Consider the following 17,394-nt stretch of genomic DNA (forward strand, 5'->3'; position numbering starts at 1 on the left):
CGTCCGCCCAAGCAGAAGAGACGATGACCGGTGACTTTGCTGTCAGGCCCTGAGGTCGTGCAGCAGATCGTGGCCGTGCTGGGCAGCCATGCCGCTTTTCAAGTCCCTGCCGACGCTGCGTACGCACAGGGCGAGGGACAGGGCGCCGGCATCGGGATGCCCCTTGCTGCGCTCGCCATGCATTTTCGCACGTCCCATCCGGGGCAACAGGTTGCGTGTGTCCTGCGCGGCCTGATAGGCGGCTTCCGCGCTTTCCATCCAGGCTTTGACGAGTTCATGGCCCGCGGCCAGTTCGCGCTCCAGTGTTTCCACAAACGGGACCAGCGCATCCACGAGCGTCTTGTCGCCGGGCCTGGCCCTGCCGAGCAGCATGATGCGCTCCATACTGTTGCGGACACCCTGCGAAAGCTGCCCGGCACTTGGCAGACGGCCGTCATCGAGTGCCGTGCTGAAGGCCCGCAGACCTTCGCCCCAGAGCGCGCCCGATGTGCCCCCGGCACGATCGGCCCAGGCATCGGCTGCCGTGGCCAGAACCGTAGCCGGGCCGGCACCGGCATTGGCCGCGTTACGGGCGGCGCGGGCAGACGCTGCGGCCCCGCGCGCCATGCCCTGTCCATGATCGCCATCGCCTGCAAGTGCGTCGATATGGCCGAGGCTGGATTCCTCGGCGGCCAGCATTTTCGCCAGATTTTCCATGACATCCGCGACGCACACCCCGCCCTGACGGCCCGCTGCAGTAGCGGAGCGCATATAGACGATCGTTGCCTCATCTTCGACGGCAAGGTCGGCCACGCCGTCTCCGACCAGGGTGCCGTGGCGCAGGGCCGCGGAATCCACCGGCGCGCGCCAGTACTGCTCAAGATCCTCATCGAGCCAAGTCAGGGTCAGGGAACAGCCCGCCATGTCCAGACTTGTAACATACTCGCCCACCAACGGGGCCACGAGGGTCAGTCCGGCTTTTTCGAACATTGGCACCAGCGCGTTCCACAGCACGAAAAGCTCTTCCTGTTTGGTGCTGCCCAGACCGTTCAGCAACACGGCCACACGGCGCGGCGCCTCGTGGGGAATTTCGGCCAGCAGGCGGTCGAACAGGATTTTTGCCAGTGCTTCCGGGCTGGGGACGTCCTGTTCGTCAATTCCCGGCTCACCGTGAACGCCCAGGCCTAGAGCCATGCGGTTTTTGGCGACCTCGAACAGTTTTTCAGTCTCGCCGGGCAGGGTGCAGCCGTCGAAAGCCACGCCGAAGGTGCAGGTCTGACGGTTCACGCGGTGCGCGACTTCCTCGACCTCATCGAGCGTCAGTCCGGCTTCGGCAGCGGCCCCTACGATCTTGAAAATCAGCAGGTCTCCCGCAATGCCCCGGCGGCGTTCGCGGGTGGAGGCGTCCGAGCTGGCCACGTCATCGGCGGTTGCCAGAACGCGGACGTCATAGCCCTCTTCGCGCAGACGGTCGGCGGCAATGCCGAAATTGAGCACATCGCCCGCGTAGTTGCCGTAGCCGAGGATGATCCCGCCGCCGAGATCGGCCTGTCGGGCGATGCTCTTGATCGCCTGCGTGGAGGGGGATGCGAAAATGTCGCCTGCCACGGCAGCATCGCCGAAGCCCTTGCCGACATAGCCCGCAAAGGCGGGATAATGGCCTGAGCCGCCGCCCAGCACGACGGCGACTTTGCCTTTCGGACCTGGCTTTGCCCGCAGAACGCCGCCACGGACGAGGCGCACAAGGTCATGATGGATCAGGCTGAACCCGCGAAGGGCCGACATTGCGAAATTGGATGCGTCGCCGCAGATCTTGGTCATGTGTTTTTCCTCCAGTCGTGTCCCGCAGCGGGACAGTCAGGCTGCATCACGGTTGAGGTAACGACGGGCCAGTGCGTCGAAGGAGATGGCAAGGACAACGATCCCGCCGCTGACGACCGACTGCCAGTAGGGCGAAATTCCGAACAGGACGATGATGTCTTCGATCATGCCGATAATGACCGCACCCAGAACCGCTCCGACCGGGCTGCCGATGCCGCCGGTGGTCGCGACACCGCCAATGACGGCTGCGGCGATGGGGGCGAGAACCCATGTGTCACCGATGGAAGGCTGGGCCGTTCCCAGACGGGCCACCATCAGGATTCCGGCAAGGGCGGACAGGAACCCGGCGAGGGCAAAAGCGCCCATGCGGATGGCGTTGACGCGGATGCCCAGCATCCGGGCGGCATCCGGGTTGCTGCCGATGGCGTAGATGTAGCGGCCGACGGGCGTGCGGAACATGACGAACGCCACAACCGCCAGACACACCAGAAGCACGACGAACGGCACGGGAACGCCCATGACGAGCCCACGCCCGAGAAAGGAGATGTCACGGGGAATACCCGTAATGGCTACGCCTTTGGTCGCAACGAGGTTGGCGCCGCCATAAACGCCGGCCATACCGATCGTCAGCACCAGCGAGTGCAGGCGGAGCTGCGTAATGAGCGCTCCGTTCAGCAATCCGCACCCGGCTCCCATCAGCAGGCACAGCCCGAGCGAAAGCCAGGGGTTCAGCCCAAGTTGCACCATTAAAATGCCGCCGACCACGCCCGCCAGGCCGCCAATGGCGCCAACGGACAGGTCAAGCTCGCCCAGGATCATGAGAACGGACTGTCCGATCGTGACCAGCCCGACAAAGGCCAGCGCACGCGCGATGATCATCATGTTGAAGGACGTCAGGAAGTGCGGCGACAGCGCACAGGACGCCCCGAAAATGATGACGAGCGCGGCGATGACGCCGCCCAGTGGATTGCCCACCAGACGCGACACCAGAGCCTTCATGGGCGGCAGTTTCGGCGGCTTCGACGGCGTGGCGGGGAGGGTGGTTTCAAGCGACATGACGGGTCTCCGGGGCGCCGATGATCGCGCCGACAAGCGTGTTGACGTCGGTGGTGGCCTGATCGAACGAACCCGTGATCCGGCCGGAATACATGGTGATGATCCGCGAGGCGCAGCGCTGAAGCTCGGTCATTTCGGACGAGACGAGGATGATCCCCACGCCTTCTTCGGCAAGCTGCTGCATGATCCGGTAAATCTGGAATTTGGTTCCGATATCGATCCCTTTGGTGGGTTCGTCGAAAATCAGGACGCGCGGCCTGCGGGCCATCGCCCGTCCGATGATCGCCTTCTGCTGGTTGCCGCCTGACAGATGAACGATTTTTTTGGCCGCGGAGGACGTCCGGACGTCGAACTGCCGGATCGTTTCCTCCACGACGTCATTTTCGCGCCGGGAGGAAATGACGCCGCCGCGCTTCATGCGGTCCAGAACCGAGAGGCTGATATTTTCCCGCACGCTGAGCAGCGGGAAAATGCCATGATGTTTGCGCTCTTCGGAGAGGTAAACCATCCCCATCGCTACGGCACGGTCCGTGCGGCCACGGGGGATTTCCTCTCCGTCGAGGAAGCACTGGCCGGATGTCGCCCGATGATAGCCGAAAATCGTCTGCATCAGTTCGGAGCGGCCCGCGCCGACAAGCCCCGCAAATCCAAGGATCTCGCCCCGGCGCAGGGTGAAGGATGCGTCCGAGAACCCCGGCCCCGAAATTTGTTTAGCGCTCAAGATCGTGTCGTTTTCGCTGATGGCGAAACGCGGCTGGAACTTCTCTTCCAGTGAGACAGAGCTGCCGGACATGAGCTGGATCAGGTGTCCTTCCGTCATGCCCTGCATGGGGTAGGTGCCGACGCTGCGACCATTGCGCAGAACCGTTACCGTGTCGCCCAGCTCAAAGATCTCTTCCATCTTGTGGGAGACAAACACGATCGCGCAGCCGTCATCGCGCAACCTGCGGATGATCCGGAACAGATGCTCGGTTTCGTTTGCCGTCAGCGAGGAGGTCGGTTCATCAAGGATCAGAACCCTGAATTCCTCACGGCAGGCTGCGCGCGCGATCTGCAGAAGCTGCTGGTCCGGCACGCTGATTCGGTTCACCAGATAGCCTGGTTTTGCATGAATTCCGAAGCGCTGGATGAGGTCTGCCGCAGCCTTCTCCATGGCACGCCGCGAGACCGTCAGATGGCCAAACCCGGAGCGGTCGAATGGCATGAACATGTTTTCGGCCACCGTCATGGAACCGAAAAGGCTCAGCTCCTGCGGTACATAGGCGACCTTCGCAAACAGGGTGCGGTCCGCCAGCGCGTCTCCGTCTTCGATCAGGACGCGGCCCTCATCGGGGGCGACGAGGCCGGTCAGGACCTTGATCAGGGTGGATTTTCCGGCACCGTTTTCGCCCGCGAGAATATGGATTTTCCCCGGCTCCAGCGTCAGGTCCACATGATCGAGCGCGACCACGCCGGGATAGGTCTTCCGTACGGCTTCGATCTGAAGAATTGTCATGGTCGTGTTTCCCTTGTCCTGATCGGCAAGATGTCAGAGGGTCTTGCTGGTCAGGAGATCAATTCCGGTGTCGATATATTTGGGTGTCTTCTGTCCCATGGCTTTCTGCCAGGCAGAGATGACAGCCCAGTAACCCTGCATTTCAGGGCGGCTGGAGGCGGAAGATTCCGCTACGCCGTCCTTGATGAGCTGGATCATGTCATTGAGGTTGTCGAGGCCGACTTCCTTGACTTTACCGGTCTTGCCCCCCTCGCGGATGGCCTGTCCGATGCCCACCGGTCCGGATGCATCGCAGGCGACCCAGCCCACCAGGTCCGGATGGGCCTGCATGATGGCGGAGGCCTGTTTCTGGGCGGTTTCGATACTGTCATTGTCGATCCCCGTCGCGACGACTTTCATGTCGGGGTATTTCGCAAAGACCTTCTTTTCACACTCGGCCCGAAGCGTATGGTTTGGCGCTGTGGGCACACCCATCATGATGGCAACCTCGCCCTTCTTGCCAACGAGGTTCGCCAGCCTCTCGGCGGCCATGGTGCCCTGTTCGCAGAAATCCGCGCCGACTGCCGTGATGTCCATGCCTTCGGGGGGCAGGGAGTCGAACACCGTCATCGGGATTTTCTGGTCCGCTGCTTCGTCCATGGCGGCGCGGTTGCCCTTCTCATCCAGCAGATCAAGGATCAGGCCATCGGGATGGGTCGCGACAGCGCGTTCGATAATGTCGTTCTGCGAAGACACATCGGCTGTCTGCGGCGCGCGATATTCGATTTCGACCGGGCGGCCCGTCGCTTTGGTGATCATGTCGCCAGCGGCCTTCGCCCCTGTCATGGCCTTGTCAAACCACGGATGGACCGTTTTGGGGATCAGAACGAAATGCAGGGGCGCGCCACTCTCCGCCGCACAGGCGACGCCGGAGGACAGAACTGGCGCAGCCGCCAGCATTGCGGCAAAAGCGAATGCCGTTTTCATAACTCTGTTCTTTCGAAAATCAGCCTGAACCTGTCCGGGCTGAAAGTTTTTATTTCAGCAGCTCATATCCGCGGAGACGGGCTGCCGGTATTTCCTGCCGAGTGCATCAATTCCGGCAATATTGCGCGCCGATGCACTTGTGGGATCGAAGGTGCAGGCCAGCCAGGCTTCCACGATCGACTTCGCCACTTCCGGTCCGATCACACGCGCGCCCATGGTGATGATATGCGCGTTGTTCGACAGGGCCGCGCGTTCGGCGGAATAGGTGTCATGGGTCAGGGCCGCCCGGATGCCTGGAATTTTGTTGGCGGAAATGCAAACGCCAATTCCGGTTCCACAACACAGGATGCCCCGGTCGAATTCACCGCTCAGAACCGCCAGCGATACGCGCTCGCTCAGTTCGGAATACAGTTCGCCCCGTTCATCTTCGGGATGGGACATGTCGACGACGACATGTCGACCAAGCGTCGAGAGATGCTGGGTCAGAAGTCTCGCCAGGCCTTCGCCTGCGCTGTCTCCACCAATGGCAAGACGCATGGTCATTTTCCTTCTTCCTGCGTTCAGGCGACCGTTCAGGCCGCTATTTTGTCCGAAGCCAGATCACGCACACTGTCGATAAGGGCCATGAAGTCCGTCGCCTTCCAGGCCGCCCGCCCAATGAACACACCATCCACATCCGCAAGTCCGACATAACCGCGGATGTTCTCACGCGAGACGCTTCCGCCATAAAGCAGCGGGATACGCGCGCCCTCCGCCCCTGCGAGGTCCTGCACGACGCGCCGGAGCCGGGTGTGAACATCCGAGACGAAGTCTGCGTCCGCCGGGCGGCCGGAAGCTCCGATGGCCCAGACCGGCTCATAGGCAATCAGGACGTTCGCCAGATCTTTTCGCGCCACACCATGCAGTGCGATTTTGGTCTGCCGGGCGAGCGTTTCGTGCGAGACGCCAAACTCGTACTCGTTCAGCGTATCGCCGATGCAGATGAGCGGGCGTAACCCGTGACGGAGGGCTGCATGAACCTTCAGGTTCACGGTCCAGTCCGTCTCGCCGAAATGCTGGCGACGTTCGGAGTGGCCGATTTCCACCATCGAGGCGCCGCAGCCCCGGATCATTTCCGGTGAAACTTCGCCCGTCCAAGACCCGCTGTCTTCCCAGTGCATGTTCTGCGCGCCCACCATCAGGGCGCTGTCTTCCAGCACGGTGCAGACATCCTTCAGGGACGTGAAAGGCGGGATGACGAAAGGCTGGATCCCCTGCGGGGGAACAAATCCTTCAAGGGCCTGTGCCGAAGCGATGGCTTCGGCCGGTCCCTTGTTCATCTTCCAGCTCGTTCCGATCCAGACCTGAGCCATTTCCGACCTTCCGAAAGGCTGAATGTTCATCCCGATTCTCCGTATTGCAGAACGGCATATGTTATCTTGAGCGTTAAAGCATAACATAAAAGAGTTACCAATACCAAAAATAACGATACAAAATTCAGGAAGTTCAGAGGAAAAATTCTCTTTGAGGGTGATTTTTCTTCTGAATTCTCTGGAAATCAGCTCTGTTTTATAATCACATAAAAATGTTACGCTGCACGCTCCAGCAGGACCGCTTCGGTCACGACGCTATCCAGATCCGCCTCTCTGAGGGGTGGTACGCCCTGAGCGCCCAGTTTTTCATGATAGAGATGTGTTGCTTCTTTCGCCGACAGGGCTCCGTCGGTCACGCTGCGCATGGCCTCGATCAGTAAAAGCGGGTCATCTGCATCCACGATCTTGCGGCCGAAAAGCGCTGCGCGCGCGCCACAGCATTGTGCCTGATGGATCAGTTCCAGACAGTCGCGCGTTGTTCCGCTGCTGCCCCCCATGATGCCCACGATCACGGAAGGGTCGAATGCACAGAGTTCGCTCAGGGCGTCCGCGCCATTGAAGGGCACCTTGAGAAAAACGGGGCGTTCTTCACGCCGCAGGCCTGCCAGACAGCGAACGATCATGTCGTTCAGATAAAAGCCGCGGTCGGCCTGTGCGATCCGGCCTTCATTGGGATTGAAGACCTCAAGGAAATACGAAAAGCGGCTTTCTTCGGCTTCTTCCCGAAAGCGGGTGAATTCTTCCAGCGCAAAGCTGTCCTGCTCGGCGTCGCCGTTGAAGGTCATGGAATACAGGCCAAGGCTGGTCTGCGCTTTTTTCAGCGATGCCGAGCGGAAAGGAACGGATTTCTGGGACTGGTAGGAGCCACCCCGCCCGCGCCACAGATCCGTCGTGTCATTGGCCCGGATCGCGGACTGGATCCGGGTTCCGGCAAAACCGTCTTCCGCGATCAGGGTCTCCAGAATGGAGGCCGAAGTCAGCATGATGTCCACGATGTCCTGCTGGAGGATGCCGTGGATCACGTCGACATATTCGCGGCGCGTCCGGAAACGGGAATGACCCTGTCTGGGGTCGCGACGCAGGCCTGTGGCGCTGACGCCCGCGGCCATGTCGGAATCCTTGGCATCTGCGAGAATGAAATCCGTACGGTCATCCTGACCGGCCAGCATGCGCGCGATTTTTTCTTCGTAACGGTTCATGGTTCAGGCTCTCAGGGCTGTCTGTGAGGGGGATGTGTCGGGGAGGTCGCCCTTCAGGTGGTGGCGCTCCTGCGCTTCTTTCCAGGCGGCGCGGCACTGCCGGTCCGTTTCCTGCGCGCTCCATCCCAGAGCTGCGCCCACGACCCCGCCCACTTCGAGAACGACGTCAGGTGTGAGGAGGCCGCTCAGGGCAATCGGCGTCCGCCGAAAGAGAACATCGGAGAGGGTGCGGACCAGTTCTTCCGAAGCGATGAAGGCCAGTTCGCGCCGTGTGTAGGTCGGGAGCGTCCGCAGTGGCGCGTCGGCTTCCTTCTGGCAGAACACCGCAAAAGCGCGGGCCCGCGATCCGTACCGCTCCAGCAGAATTCCGGCCCTCTGGCGCGGCATGCCATAGGTTACGAAAAACTCGTCCAGATACGCGGAATAGCGCTCCGGCGCCGGATAATCGCGACCGCCGCCAATCGGGAAAGTCTTAGTAGAGAGGTGGCGTGGTGCGCCCAGAGTTTCGAGCAACCGGTCCGCGACCTCTTCGGCCAGTCCGCGGAATGTCGTCCATTTCCCGCCAACCAAGGACAGGAGAGGCGTGTCTCCAAGCCGGTTTTCATGCACGATATGATCGCGGCTGATGGCTCCGGGATCGGACGCATCGGTTGCGGGGAGGGGACGGACGCCACTGTAGCGGTAAACCACGTCATCGGCGCTGAAGCTGAAGCCGGGGAACAGGTCCGCGACCATCCGCAGCATGTAATCCTGTTCGTCGTCGGTGCACGTGGCGGTATCGGGATCTTCGATCCGGATATCCGTCGAGCCGACCAGAACGTGACCGTAAAACGGATAGGCCAGACAGATCCGTCCGTCCGGTGTTCCGAAATACATCATGCGTCCTTTGAGTTCGCGCAGAAGCCCGTCATGCCGTAACAGCAGATGCGAGCCTTTCGTGCCGCCGATATAACGCGTCGTCTCGCCGAGGACGGCATTGATGCGGTCGATCCACGCGCCTCCAGCATTCACAAGCGCCCGCGCCCGGACGTTGCGTGTCTCTCCGGTCATGCTGTCCCTGAGGCGCAGAATGCCATCGGCAAATGAAACCGGAACGGTATAGGTCGCAACCCCGCAGCCGGTCCCGACATTCAGGCCGTCCTGCACACATTCATAACCAAGCCGTTCGGGCTGGGTGATGGCCGCGTCATAATATTGTGCGGTGGCGAGAACGTCCGTCGCCATATGCGGCCATTCTTCCCGCGTTCTGCGATTGAGGAAGAGGCTGTGTCGCGGCATGGCACGCGCGCGCCGTCCCAGAAAATCATAGATCTGAAGCCCGGCTTCCAGCACCAGAGCCCCCCGATCGGTCATTTTGCCGCCCAGACGCAGGAATTTCCGCAAGGATGGGACGATGCCTCCGAACCAGGAGCGGATTGGCAGAACCGTTGGCAGGGGTTTGACCACGTGCGGCGCATTCCGCAGCAGAAGATTGCGCTCCAGAGTGGACTGCGCGACCAAGCGGAATTCACCCGTTTCGAGATATTTGATTCCGCCATGGATCAGCCGCGAGGGCGCGCAGGAGGCGCCGGAACAGATGTCGCTCCGATCAACGAGCAGGACGCGCAGATCCTGTAGGGCCAGCTCGCGAAACAGCCCGGCTCCGTTGATGCCGGCGCCTATGATGACGACATCGAACTCCGCATTCTCGCGGATATCTTTCAGTCCGCTCATGGCCGAACTCCCTGTGTCATGGTGCCGGCCATCGCGTAGTTCAGAACCGGTCCGGCCTCCACGAGATCGTTTTCGCGAGAACGCTCTGTCGTGGCAGGCTTCAGGGAGGATGTTCCGCCATCATAAAGATCTGACCAGAACGGCCTCATGGCCTGCGTCAGTGCGACATAGCGGCGATAGATTCCCTCATAGACGCGTTCGCGGTCCGGCTGCGGTCTGTAGGTGTGCATCGGCACGTCCTGCGCGGCCACGGCGTCTTCAAGGCTGGCGCACAATCCTACGGAAACGCTCGCCGTCAGGGCCGCGCCCAAAGCTCCGGCTTCGCGGACTTCGGGGATGCGGACAGGCATTCCCAGAATATCCGCGAACATCTGGGCGATGGCAGGCTGTCCGCTTCCGCCTCCCGAAATTCCGATCCTGCGAACGGGCCCGGTCTGTTTGAGGGCATCGACATGTTCACGATGATTGAAGACCGTTCCTTCCACCATTGCCTGAAACAGGTCCGCCCGGTCATGCCAGGACTGCACGCCGAACAGGGATGCGCTGGCGGGGGCGTCATAGGGCGAGCCGAACAGGAACGGGTGATACAGCGGAACCGCAGGACGGGCTCCCGGCTGGGACAGGCGCGCTTCTATTTCCGCAGAAAGGCTCCGGGCCGCGTCCTGATCGCCTGGCATGAGGATTTTCGCCAGCCATTCGAGATTGCTGGAGGATGCCGGAGAAATTGCCATGCAGTTCCACAGTCCGCGACGATATCCTGCCCGACAGGCCCAGCCTTCCCCGACGACAGGGCGATCGCGGAAAACCTCGTTGATCGAAAAGGTTCCAGCCGTGATCGACAGATCGCCCGCTCTGGTATGGCCCAGACCGACGGCTGCGGCCGCCACATCATGCAATCCGACCGAAACGGGCGTGCCGGCAACAAGCCCCGTCAGGGCTGCGGCTTCCGCCGTCACGACGCCACCCTGCTCACAGGAGAGGCGCATTTCCGGCAGCGCAGCCCGGATGTCCACAAGGCCCAGAACATCGAGCAGGTCGTCGCTGTAATTCTGCGTGTACAGACCGGTGAAAGACGTGCTGGCCTCGGTCAGATCCGTCGCGATTTCGCCTGTCAGGCAGTAACGGATCCAGTCCTTGGCAAAAATCACGGACCCGATCGCCTGATACCGTTCCGGCTCGTTGTCCCGGATCCAGGCAAGAAGTGTGTTGGCCGAATAGACGTACGGACGCTGCCCCGCGATCGGGAGAGTCAGATCGGAAATACCGTCACGCTTCCAGCGTTCGTGAATGGCCGTCGCCCGGCTGTCGAGCGACATGATGCCCCGGCCCAGCGGATTTCTTGAGCGGTCAAGTAGAAAAACGCCATCTCCGTGCGCCGTGACACCGACAGAGGCAATGGCATTTCCGTCCAGCTCCGCATCCCTCAGCGCGTCGCGGATGGATCCGATAACGGCCTGCCACGCTTCGTGCATATCGCGCTCGACATGATGCGGGAGCTCCATGTGCTGTGCGACACGGCGTCGCCCTGTTCCGACGATGGCCCCTGTGGACGAAAACACAACGGCTTTGGTCGTGGTGGAACCGCTATCGATTCCGATGATGAAATCCCGGCGCATTTCTGGCCCTCCAGACGGCTTCAGTGTCAGGGACACGCAAATTCGAAGGACAGCCATATCACCGATTACGAGATATAGAACACATATATCTGTGATATTTTAAGATTTAGTGTGACTTATCACGCGGATGCTCCGATGTCGGGCCAGAAATCTAATCTGCTGCGGATAACCTGCATGGTTGTCATCACATCAGTGGTCAGCCATAAAAACAGGAAATGCTTCTTATTGAGTGGATGCAAAAAGAAGCGCGCGTCATACTGCCCGCAATCAGGCACTGATATGTCCATCCATAGCCTGTTTTTCTAACTGTTTGGGACTGATTACATATGAAAATAGCTGACTGGATGGTGGAATCAGGCGTTGCGTTTGGAACGAGCGGCGCGCGTGGGCTTGTGACGTCCATGACGGATGCTGTCTGTTTTGCGTATACCGTCGGCTATCTCAAACATTTACAGACGCTGGGCGAGTTTGCTCCCGGAACATCCGTCGCCATCGCCGGAGACCTTCGGCCGAGTACGCCGCGCATTTTGCGCGCCTGTGCGGCTGCCATTCTCTGGATGGAAGGCCAGCCGGTAAACTGCGGCTTTGTGCCGACGCCTGCTCTGAGCCTCTATGCGTTTGGCAGGGGTATTCCGTCCCTCATGGTGACGGGAAGCCATATTCCGGACGACCGGAACGGCATCAAGTTCAATCGCGCCCGGGGCGAGTTTCTCAAGAGCGACGAAGCTGCCATGCGGCATGAGGACGTCACACTTCCGGAAGGCTGGTTTGATGAGCAGGGCGCCCTGAAAATTGACGTCGCAGTCCCGCCACTGACTGATGTCCTGAGGGAATATGTAGCCAGATATGTCGATTTCTTCGGCCCGACAGCGCTTTCGGGCCTGAAGCTTGGAATTTATCAGCATTCTGCAGTGGGGCGTGACGTTCTGGTGTCCGTCGTCGAAGCCCTTGGGGGTGAAGCCCATCCTCTGGGACGCTCCGACGTGTTCGTTTCGGTCGATACGGAGGCCGTGCGCCCCGAAGATGTCGTCCTTGCGCGGGACTGGGCGCAGACGGGGCAGTTTGATGCGATCCTGACGACAGATGGTGATTCCGATCGCCCTCTTCTGGCGGATCAGAATGGCCGCTGGCTGCGGGGTGATGTGCTGGGTATTCTCGCGGCCCGCAAGCTTGGCGCCGTCTCCGTCACAACGCCCGTCAGCAGCAATACGGCGCTGGAAGCATCCGGCGTTGCGCCCTTCGTTCAAAGAACGCGTATTGGCTCGCCATTCGTCGTGTCAGGCATGACGGATGCTGTGGAAAAGGGAAATGTTCCGTCTGTTGGCTACGAAGCCAATGGGGGCTTTCTGCTTGCCAGCGATATCGAGCATGACGGCCGACGTCTCGTGGCATTACCGACGCGCGATGCCGTCCTGCCCATGCTCTGTGCGCTGGTTTCGGCCAGAAGCGGGCAGAACGGGCTTGCGGAACTTCTTGAAACACTTCCGCCGCGCTTCACCGTGAGCGATCGTCTGAAAGACGTTCCGACAGAGCAGAGCAAGGCCCGGCTGGCCATCCTGCGTGACGACGTTCCGGCTGTGAGCGGGACCCTGGGGTTTGTGGACGCCTGCGGACCTGTTGCAACCGTCGATGAGACGGACGGTATCCGCATGACGTTCGAACGTGGCGATATCATCCACCTGCGGCCATCCGGCAATGCCCCGGAACTGCGGGTGTATGTTGAATCGGCGACGCCCGAACGGGCCGAGGAACTTCTGACACTGGGGCTCGAGGCTGTCCGTCGCTGGATGGCATAGACGACCAGTCTGCGATCAGGCTTGGCTCCTCGGTGAGCTTTGCCTGATCAGTGGGGGTTGAAGGCCGGAAGGGCAGGGCCGTAAACGGCAGCGGGGCCGTTCATGATACCGATTTTTCCGCGGACGCCATAAGTCTGGGCCGGGAACTGGATGGCGCTATAGGAACTGTCGCTCTGCACCCAGTAGTCGCTGCTGGCCTGGCCGCCGGACTGGCTGACGAGAATGATCGAGCCGGTTGTGATGTAAAGAGAGCCCGCCGGTTTGCCGACCAGCGCATGCAGCTGGATTGGAGGAGTGTGCGGAGGGGCAATTTCTATATGCCCGTCAAACGTCCACGGACCCGAAATGAATGCGGTTGTTGCATTGTAATCCAGATGCGACGAGAACCAGTCCAGTTCCATGCCGCCTTGATCGTCCACGCCAAGCGTGTTGTTGAAAACGCCGACGTCGATCAGGGCAATGCGCTCTCCAGCATCCACCGGATTGGGAATGGTATAAATCCCTGTCCCATTGTTATGGATCTGGACATGGGAGAGGCCAAAGCCATAGGAATGGTTTCCGAACGTCAGCCCACGCCGGAAATTTGAAATGGAGATGTTCTCCAGAGTAATTGCGGCCGCACGGATATTGTCGTCGTCTTCATTGTCGAAAACGATCCCGTCCGCCTTGGGCTGGCCGGTCAGGATAAGATGATCAATGCTGTTGGCGGCCGTATCGTAACTTTCAGGCTGCCCTTTACCGTCTGACGAGATGATGATCGCAGGCTTTCCATCGGGGAGACCGGAAGCGTCCAGTGTGCCATTGGTGAGTGTCGTCGTGAGCGGATTGAGGTGCAGGGTTTCCCGAATTTTGTAGACCTTCCCTTTCAGATCGACCCGGCACAGGGTCGGCCATGACGGGCAGGCTGCCAGCATTGCAGCGGGATCGTTCGCATGCGCGGCTGTGGGAAGCGCCAGCGCACTCATGCCGGCAATCGCGAGAACTTTCAGGAGATGACCAGTCATGGAGTGCGTTTTCCCATCTGTGAAAAGCTGTCTGTCAGGACAGAGCTTTTCCCGTGTTGTGTCGGGCGACCTCAGCGGCTTCGCGGCAGAAATAGCCCGAAAGCCGCCCTTGCAGCATCTTGGAATAATAGGCCGCCTTGTTGGATTGCCTGCGCAGAAGGCTCAGACAGACGCCGCCGAAGGGGCGGATAAAGAATGTCAGGACTGTCTTGAGGGTAGCGTGGTTCTTGCGCAGGACATATCCCAGTCCCTTGCCGTAGTCGAAGGCGCGGGCCGTGTTGAGACTGGCTGGCTTGTCCATGTGACGCACCAGCAGCGCACGATCATGATATCCTTGAGCCCCTGCTGCCATCAGACGCAGGGCAAGGTCAGGGCCTTCGGCTGAACCATAGGGGGCTCCGATCCCCAGATCCTCATCGAACCCATGTATTTTTTCAAACATCTTGCGCGGCATGAAAAAGTTGAATTCGATCAGGCCCGTCCAGACGCTGTGCGAGTTCAGGACCTGGCTGCTGGTCAACCAGCGCCCCATGGCTGTCGGTGCACCGTTCAGATTGAGCACGGCACCGGTAATGAAGCCGGTATCGCCCGTTTTGCGGAAATAGTCGTTCACCCGTTGCAGCGTGTCGGGCTCATAGATGCAGTCATCATCCGGAAACGATATGATATCGCCTACCGCGACACTCGCCCCAAAGTTGCGGGCGTAACGCAGTCCGTTGACCTCCGGGCGCAGATGCTTGAAGGGCCATTTGGCGCTGTATCGCGCGACGAGATCGTCATAGATGTCTGATCCGCTCTGGTCGACAAGAATGACCTCGAAATCCTTGAATGTCTGCTTTTCCAGACCCTGCATGAAGGCCTCGACTTCTGCCAGACGGGCTACAGTCGGAACGACGAGTGAAAAGCGCATCTCAGGAAGCCTTTTTCTTGGAATGGAGTGTGGCAGCCCGTTCGGGCGTAATACGGTTTTTCAACAGGTCGCCAAGTCCGATCAGATTTCCGAACAGACGTCCTTTGCGATCTATATAAGGCTCGGGTCTCAGTGATTTCAAAGCGTTGATGACGAGGTGTCGCCCTGCGCTTTTCACAGCGTGAGACCAGGGATAGGTTCCCTTCCGGGCCAGATAGATACAATTGATAATCTGCGAATAACCCAGTCGAAGGCCGGATCCTTTGCCCGTCTTGTTCCCCAGATGCACGCCCTGTGCGCCGTGAGCCTTGACGATTCTGCCGTGAGGCAGAAGAGAGCGGGAAAAATCTATGTCTTCATACCAGGCGTAAAGAGGCAGCCTTTCGTCAAAGCGTGCACCGAGGCGTTTTACGGCGGCACAGCGGAACGCCATGTTGCAGCCATAGGTGTTGGGGGCATCCTCGACTTTCGAAACCGATGACGTGCCAGCATTCGTGTTCAGACGGTCCGCCTCTTCAATTGACAGACCAGGTCCTTTGGCGCCATCGGCCAGAACGTTGCCTGTAACGCCCAGAATATTGGGGTTGTCGTGAAAGGCTTCGATAATCCGGGCGATATAGGTGGGGTGAGGGAAGAAATCATCATCGAAGAACAGGACGATATCTTCGTCATCGAGACGGTCGAGAATGACATTCCGCTGGGCAGGAAGGCCCATATGGCCGGTGACGAATTCGACCGAAGCCATTTCCCGGAGCGTCTGGGGAATAGCTGCAATATCCTCCGGTTTGGCGTAGCTGATGATGATCCTGGTCGGTCTGACCGTTTGATGGGTCAGTTGACGCACGAGTTCGGCGAGAATGGCAGGACGGCCACTGGTAGCAATGCCTACGACAACCTGCATGTCTTTTGTTAAAGGCACAGACTCTCCAGTTTTCGTTAATGTCGGCGGCAGATTTCTGTTTTGCTCAGATGAATTTTCTGGATGGGAGACACCTGCCGAGGGCATCCGGGCTGTATCGGGGGTCATGAATTAGTTCGATCCGACGGTTACAATATGGCTGCCACGCTGTTGTGCGAGGGAAATGAGTGCATCGCGGGTTTTTGTGGCATGTGCCATGTCGGGGTAAATGGCACATGCATGATCGTTGTTGCGGATTGTCAGATTATAGCGGCTGTTGACGATCGTTATGAAACGGCTGTTGGCGTTCCATAGCGCCATGTGACTGAGGTCAGATGTGGGAACCGGGTCGGAAGCAAAAAGACGCTTCGAGCCACCATCAGAGACGGTGCACCACAAAACCAGCTTTCTGGAAGGAAGACCTGTAGTCGCGTCCTGTGCACAGGCAGGCATGACGATGGCTGCGGCAACCATCATCGCTACAAGGCGGGAGGGTGTCAGCATTTGACAAATTCCTCCCGCATGATGTCCAGCAACTGCTTTGCAGCGATGGTCCAGCGGTATTTCTGAACCTGTTCATAGCCTACGCGACGGAGATCAGCGGCACGATCCGGATGATCAAGCAGTTCGATGACGCACGCGGTAAGATCGGAAGGGTCTCGGCCGAAGAGAGCAGCCTGACCGCAGATTTCACGCAGTACGGGAATGTCGCGGGCAACGACCGGACAGCCGGCTTCCATCGCTTCTACAGGCGGGAGGCCGAAACCTTCATAGATGGACGGAAAAACAAAACAGGCGGCTTCACTGTAGAGCGCGTGCAGTTCCGCATCCGTAACCCTGCCGACATAGGTCGCATGCTGCAGGTCAGGGGCGCCTGCGCTGAAAACCCGTCCGTTCATTCCACCACTGATCACGAGCCTGATCCCGCGTTGAGCGAGTGTTGCTGCCAGATGATCGAGCGCTGCAAAATCCTTGTGGGGTGCCTTGTTGCCGACAGCCAGAACGTATTTCCTGCTCTCCAGACCATGGGTCTTTAAAATCGTCCTATCTGCCGCAATGCGCGTGGCATGATCCGCGCCTTCAGTGATAACGCTGATGCGTGCAGGGTCGATCTTCAAGTGACGGGCAATGTCGTTTCTGGAGAAGTCCGAGACCGTCACGATGCGTGTTTTGCCCAAGGCCAGCAGGCGATGCAAAACCTTGTAATACGCACGAAACTGGCGTGAGTACGACTGTGGCGTGGAGAAGACGCCAGCATCATGAATGACAACCAGCTGCCGGCTATGCCGTGATGACAGGTGAAGAGGAGCGGTATTGCCCAGATTGACGAGCAACCCTGACGCTGCCGCTTTGGGGAGATCAATCTGTTCCCAGATCTGTCCCTGAAAGCGGCCACAGGACCGCGCAGTAAAACCCAGGTCGATAGAAACTGCCGGGTCTATCCGGGGTGTCAGGAGTTCGAGGCGTGGCAGATCCGCGGGCCAGATTTCCGAAAGTGCACGCGTAATTTCCGTTGCAAAACGCTGCACGCCACTGAGCGACTGGACGGAAAAGCGTCCGTTAAGGAAAATTTTGCTCATTGGAGAAAC

General features: G+C 59.6%; 15 protein-coding genes. 1 reads left to right on the top strand and 14 read right to left on the bottom strand.

From position 1 onward, the window contains the following. Nucleotides 1-42 precede the first annotated feature (42 nt). From HK22_RS01265 to HK22_RS01305, 9 genes are all read right to left on the bottom strand, one after another. A complete protein-coding gene (locus HK22_RS01265) occupies nt 43-1,800 on the bottom strand; it encodes a dihydroxyacetone kinase family protein (protein ID WP_086648057.1) in 1,758 nt (585 codons plus the stop codon). A gap of 36 nt (nt 1,801-1,836) precedes the next feature. Then, nucleotides 1,837-2,856, bottom strand: a complete 1,020-nt coding sequence (locus tag HK22_RS01270; protein WP_077803267.1) for an ABC transporter permease — start codon at nt 2,854-2,856, stop codon at nt 1,837-1,839. After that, nucleotides 2,846-4,351, bottom strand: coding sequence for a sugar ABC transporter ATP-binding protein (locus tag HK22_RS01275; RefSeq protein ID WP_086648058.1), 1,506 nt, complete (start codon nt 4,349-4,351; stop codon nt 2,846-2,848). The genes HK22_RS01270 and HK22_RS01275 overlap by 11 nt, the downstream gene beginning before the upstream one ends. Nucleotides 4,352-4,384: 33 nt before the next feature. Next, entirely contained in the window at nt 4,385-5,317 is a 933-nt protein-coding gene (locus tag HK22_RS01280) for a substrate-binding domain-containing protein (RefSeq protein WP_062108616.1), read from the bottom strand. A gap of 54 nt (nt 5,318-5,371) precedes the next feature. Beyond that, complete coding sequence (locus tag HK22_RS01285) at nt 5,372-5,854, bottom strand: RpiB/LacA/LacB family sugar-phosphate isomerase (protein WP_086648161.1); 483 nt, start codon at nt 5,852-5,854, stop codon at nt 5,372-5,374. Nucleotides 5,855-5,889: 35 nt separating this feature from the next. Further along, a complete protein-coding gene (locus tag HK22_RS01290) occupies nt 5,890-6,699 on the bottom strand; it encodes a triose-phosphate isomerase (protein WP_077803264.1) in 810 nt (269 codons plus the stop codon). 185 nt (nt 6,700-6,884) lie between these two features. After that, nucleotides 6,885-7,868 (bottom strand): hypothetical protein, encoded by a 984-nt coding sequence (locus HK22_RS01295; RefSeq protein WP_086648059.1) that lies wholly within the window; start codon nt 7,866-7,868, stop codon nt 6,885-6,887. Between the two features lie 3 nt (nt 7,869-7,871). After that, nucleotides 7,872-9,581 (bottom strand): glycerol-3-phosphate dehydrogenase/oxidase, encoded by a 1,710-nt coding sequence (locus HK22_RS01300; RefSeq protein WP_086648060.1) that lies wholly within the window; start codon nt 9,579-9,581, stop codon nt 7,872-7,874. Next, nucleotides 9,578-11,197, bottom strand: coding sequence for an FGGY-family carbohydrate kinase (locus HK22_RS01305; RefSeq protein ID WP_086648061.1), 1,620 nt, complete (start codon nt 11,195-11,197; stop codon nt 9,578-9,580). Before HK22_RS01305 ends, HK22_RS01300 begins: the two co-directional genes overlap by 4 nt. Nucleotides 11,198-11,541: 344 nt before the next feature. Here HK22_RS01305 and HK22_RS01310 point away from each other — a divergent pair, with 344 nt between their 5' ends. Continuing rightward, nucleotides 11,542-12,993 carry a phosphomannomutase gene (locus tag HK22_RS01310; protein WP_198945458.1) on the top strand — a complete coding sequence of 484 codons (1,452 nt, stop codon included), beginning with the start codon at nt 11,542-11,544 and terminating at the stop codon, nt 12,991-12,993. 47 nt (nt 12,994-13,040) lie between these two features. Here the strand turns inward: HK22_RS01310 and HK22_RS01315 are convergent, their stop codons facing one another. The 5 genes from HK22_RS01315 to HK22_RS01335 form a co-directional block, all read right to left on the bottom strand. Then, nucleotides 13,041-13,997, bottom strand: coding sequence for a hypothetical protein (locus HK22_RS01315; protein ID WP_086648063.1), 957 nt, complete (start codon nt 13,995-13,997; stop codon nt 13,041-13,043). A 34-nt stretch (nt 13,998-14,031) separates the two neighbouring features. Continuing rightward, nucleotides 14,032-14,907 carry a glycosyltransferase family 2 protein gene (locus HK22_RS01320; RefSeq protein ID WP_062030997.1) on the bottom strand — a complete coding sequence of 292 codons (876 nt, stop codon included), beginning with the start codon at nt 14,905-14,907 and terminating at the stop codon, nt 14,032-14,034. Nucleotide 14,908: 1 nt separating this feature from the next. Then, nucleotides 14,909-15,826, bottom strand: coding sequence for a glycosyltransferase family 2 protein (locus HK22_RS01325; RefSeq protein ID WP_233142323.1), 918 nt, complete (start codon nt 15,824-15,826; stop codon nt 14,909-14,911). 111 nt (nt 15,827-15,937) lie between these two features. Beyond that, nucleotides 15,938-16,309, bottom strand: a complete 372-nt coding sequence (locus HK22_RS01330) for a hypothetical protein (protein WP_062031000.1) — start codon at nt 16,307-16,309, stop codon at nt 15,938-15,940. Continuing rightward, nucleotides 16,303-17,385 (bottom strand): glycosyltransferase family 1 protein, encoded by a 1,083-nt coding sequence (locus HK22_RS01335; protein ID WP_086648065.1) that lies wholly within the window; start codon nt 17,383-17,385, stop codon nt 16,303-16,305. The genes HK22_RS01330 and HK22_RS01335 overlap by 7 nt, the downstream gene beginning before the upstream one ends. Nucleotides 17,386-17,394 lie beyond the last annotated feature (9 nt).

It is taken from the genome of Gluconobacter sp. DsW_056 (assembly GCF_002153595.1).
In the GTDB taxonomy this organism is placed as follows: Bacteria; Pseudomonadota; Alphaproteobacteria; order Acetobacterales; family Acetobacteraceae; genus Gluconobacter; species Gluconobacter albidus.